We start from the raw sequence: 3286 nt of genomic DNA, 5'->3' as shown, positions 1-3286 counted from the left end.
CACAACCTCGTCAAGCTGGCGAGGGCCGCATGAGCCGCTATCATTCGGATAAAACCGGCTTCCCGATGCTAACTGGACAGGCTCCTAGGACGGAGAGGTCGGCTTCCGGGCGATGCCAAGGCTGGCACGTATTCGGCCTGACGCGGCCGCTGCGGAAGCCGCTATCGGCCCGCAGAACCTTCGGAATGAAAACGCCCCAACCGAGTTACCTTAAAATGGGTACCTCGGCCTGCATGAGGCTCTTAGGATTGACGATCCAAAGTAGGCGCTTCAGTTTCACTGCAGCCGTCGATTCCGACTTCCAGACCATCAACCCTGAGCGGCACAGGCCCTATCATCCGCAACCGCCGAGCAATAGGCGCGAAGCGCGCCGAAGCGCTCCCAGAAATGGGAGTTGCTTTTTAGCCAAATCAGTGATGAGGCGTCAGGCGGAGCCTAGGAGACTCTCGCCAATTGCGGAGGGAGGATTCTGGTTCATCGTAGCCACCAGGAGCGAAGATGAAACAGAAATCCGGGCCGGGCAAAGCGCCGGCAGAACGAGTGCTAAAGGACATTCGGCGCCAGACGCCGACAGTATTCAGCGGAGGAGAAGATCCGCATCGCGCTGGAAAGACTGCGGGGCGAGGAGAATACGGATCGTTTCAGAAAACACGGAAAGGATTCGCCGATGTCCTCTGACGCTCTCGTGGCAGTCGAAAGGCTGAGCAAATGCTATCATATTTTCGAATCTCCGCCCAATCGCCTTAAGCAATCGATAGTGCCCCGCTTGCAGCGGGCAGCCGCTCCGCTCGCCCGCATCACCGGCAAGAGCTTGACCCCGCGTCGCTACTACCGGGAATTTTGGGCTTTGCGGGACGTGAGCTTCACCGTTGGACCCGGCGAAAGCGGTGCGCGAAGTGGGACACTGTGAACTGCCGCGCGTCCAGATCAAAAGCGCTCTTTGTGGTTCTGGAACAGCGTGGTCAACAACCTCCGGGCGTGCGTGTGTGGCGTTCGTTAACTTGCATACGCTGCATCGTGGGCCTCGTTCGGAGAAGCGTCAGTCGACGAGAGGGGTGTAGGCCAGAGGGCGTTTGCCAACGCGCCAACCATGTGGCGCTAGCTTTTGCTGCTTCGGTCACGCCATCTCGCTCATAAGAACGCCCCGACGACCCAGCGGATACCGGCCCAGAGGAGCGCGTTGAGGAGGATCGCCGCAAGCGGCCAAAAATTCCACGCTGTCCGCGGCTGCGAAGCATCAGGACGCAATGGCGATTGGCTTTACCGCCTTCAATCACGCGTGGTTTTGGTTTGCTCCAGTGGGTCATCCGTACCATATCCCTGCGCTGCGCTATCGATCAGAGCCATGGCTAGGATCAGAGAAAAATCGAAGATCACCAAGCCAAGAGAACGGCGTGCAAATGCGGTAGGACCACGGTCGTGAGGCTGGCGAGCCTGACCGTCAGCCTAGCCGACGGGCAGATGCCAGCCGAGACGATGTTCATGCGGTCCAACTCTGGTTCTCGGGCATCTAACCGTAGCGCTCGATGATCGCGTGAGCCTCCGGCCCTTTCGGAAAGTCAATGAAGCCCTGCGCCGCTTTGCTGTCGGCGCCGCTCTTCAATGGCGCGGCACCTCGCCGAATGGGTCTATCGAGCTCCTGCCGCATCAGCCAGCGCGAGGCGGCCTCATTGTCAACAAAGGCGAGCTCGTCATAGCCCGCCTCGTATTGATCGGCCCGCGTGATATTCGCGCCCTCGACGCCCTTCGGATGCATGGTCTCAGAAACGCCGGGCGAACTCACCGCCTCCACTGCGACTACGTCATAAAGCGTCGTGGCGGGATTGCAGATCGACAGTTCTGCGAAGGCCACCGACTTGGGCATCTCCGCGCCATTCACGAAAACCGCAGGCTTCTTCCAAAGCACGAGCTTTCCGGTATTGCAGATGAGGCGGCTTTCCGGTACGGCGATCCCATCCACGACCAGCTCCTTTGGTCGCGCATCCTCGGCCGAGAGAAAGATCTGGAATGACGCGCCTTGCATAATTTGGCTATGACATTGGCCATTCGCGCCGAAGCTTAACGCCGATGATGACCAGGAGTCCGCTTGATGCTCGCGACTATCTCGTTGGTCGGTTCGGTGAATTTGGCGGCGACTGCCACATTGATCTCTGCCGGTTGTGCAGTTACGACCAGCTTCAACGCCGCATTGATCAGGGTCAATGAAGCAAGTCTCATTGTGAACTCCTGGGGCCAGCTCGCCACGTTTTTTGTGCGGCGGTTTTCATCTCAGCAATCGGCGTGCCGCACGCGAAGGCCTGCGGGCGTCGCTTGAAGAGAGAAAAACCACGTGTTTGCCGCAGCAGCCGCGGAAAATGACTTAGCTACTGTAGTCGGGTTTCCCACATCGACGTCTTCAACCGGACACGACTGGTACGACAACATAGAAGGTAAATGACTCAGGTCGCCTCCGTGCCGGCAATTTGCCGCGTGATAGAGCCGCAGGTCGAAGCGCTGATCGCTGCGAGCGGCATCGATTTCCGGATTGGCGGTAATAAGCCTTTTACTGTCCTTCCGAGGACTACGTTCAGGTGCGGCAACCGGCTGCCTATTTCGAACTGATCAAATGGCATCGGACAGCGCTTCACGAATTGGCGCATGCCAGCGGCCATTCTACCCGTCTCAACCGCGATCTGTCAGGTGCTTTCGGTACGAAGAAATACGCTTCGAGGAGATCATCGCCGAGATAGCCTCGGCATTTTGCTGTGCCTCGCTCGGCATCGTGCCGACCGTGCGTCATGCCGATTACGTTTGCTCATGGCTCGCGGTGCTGTCATGGCAAAGGCTTGAAGATCTGCCGCAGGCTTTGGGGGCAATCTGGCTCGATCGCAGGCTCGTTGGGAAGGAGCCCGATGAGTTCGCGTCGACCGGCTTTGGCGCGGAAGTCGAGACGGCGCTCCGAACGAGACGGCAATGGCTGATCGAGCAGGGGCTGGCGCGAGAGGAAGGCGGACAGGTGCGTTTCGCGCGGAACATGCTCGAGGCGCGCGAGCTGGCGCGGACGGCCGCAAATATATCCGCTCGCACGGGCCTTGACCATGTCGATGCCAAGGTCGGCGACAACGTCAATGGCGTCTAAACTCTCCGAAAGTGAACTCACTCAGCGCGAGCGCCAATGCCTTGCATGGACTGCGCAGGGAAAAACAGTCGCGGATATCGCGGTGCTGGTCCAGATTGCGCCGCGCACTGTCCTGTTTCATCTTGAGAACGCGCGCCGCAAACTAGGTGCAGCATCTATTGCCCAATG

The 3286-nt window shown here is 59.0% G+C and carries 3 protein-coding genes and 2 pseudogenes; 3 read left to right on the top strand and 2 right to left on the bottom strand.

Annotated features, from left to right (window positions below; translation table 11 throughout):
- Window positions 1-498: 498 nt before the first annotated feature.
- Window positions 499-670, top strand: a pseudogene (locus tag KJQ96_RS38250) (IS3 family transposase); the annotation flags it as partial.
- 840 nt (window positions 671-1510) lie between these two features.
- On the opposite strand, the gene modA reads toward KJQ96_RS38250, so the two are convergent.
- Window positions 1511-2023 (bottom strand): molybdate ABC transporter substrate-binding protein, encoded by a 513-nt coding sequence (modA, locus tag KJQ96_RS38245; RefSeq protein WP_249735067.1) that lies wholly within the window; start codon window positions 2021-2023, stop codon window positions 1511-1513.
- A gap of 35 nt (window positions 2024-2058) precedes the next feature.
- On the bottom strand, window positions 2059-2217 hold the full coding sequence (locus tag KJQ96_RS41160; RefSeq protein ID WP_244608765.1) for a hypothetical protein: 159 nt from the start codon (window positions 2215-2217) through the stop codon (window positions 2059-2061).
- 252 nt (window positions 2218-2469) lie between these two features.
- Between KJQ96_RS41160 and KJQ96_RS42540 the strand changes: the two are divergent.
- Window positions 2470-3118, top strand: a pseudogene (locus KJQ96_RS42540) (zincin-like metallopeptidase domain-containing protein); the annotation flags it as partial.
- Window positions 3078-3286, top strand: a 209-nt coding sequence (locus KJQ96_RS38235) for a helix-turn-helix transcriptional regulator (protein WP_309142546.1), incomplete at its 3' end; no start/stop codon positions are given. The pseudogene KJQ96_RS42540 and the gene KJQ96_RS38235, both read left to right, overlap by 41 nt.

Source organism: Bradyrhizobium sp. sGM-13 (assembly GCF_018398875.1).
Classification (GTDB): domain Bacteria; phylum Pseudomonadota; class Alphaproteobacteria; order Rhizobiales; family Xanthobacteraceae; genus Bradyrhizobium.
This window is presented reverse-complemented; position numbering and strand designations above follow the sequence as displayed.

Excerpts from the sequence above, each read along its gene's own strand:
- modA (WP_249735067.1), bottom strand. The coding sequence starts at position 2,023 with ATGCAAGGCGCGTCATTCCAGATCTTTCTCTCGGCCGAGGATGCGCGA.
- KJQ96_RS41160 (WP_244608765.1), bottom strand. The coding sequence starts at position 2,217 with ATGAGACTTGCTTCATTGACCCTGATCAATGCGGCGTTGAAGCTGGTC.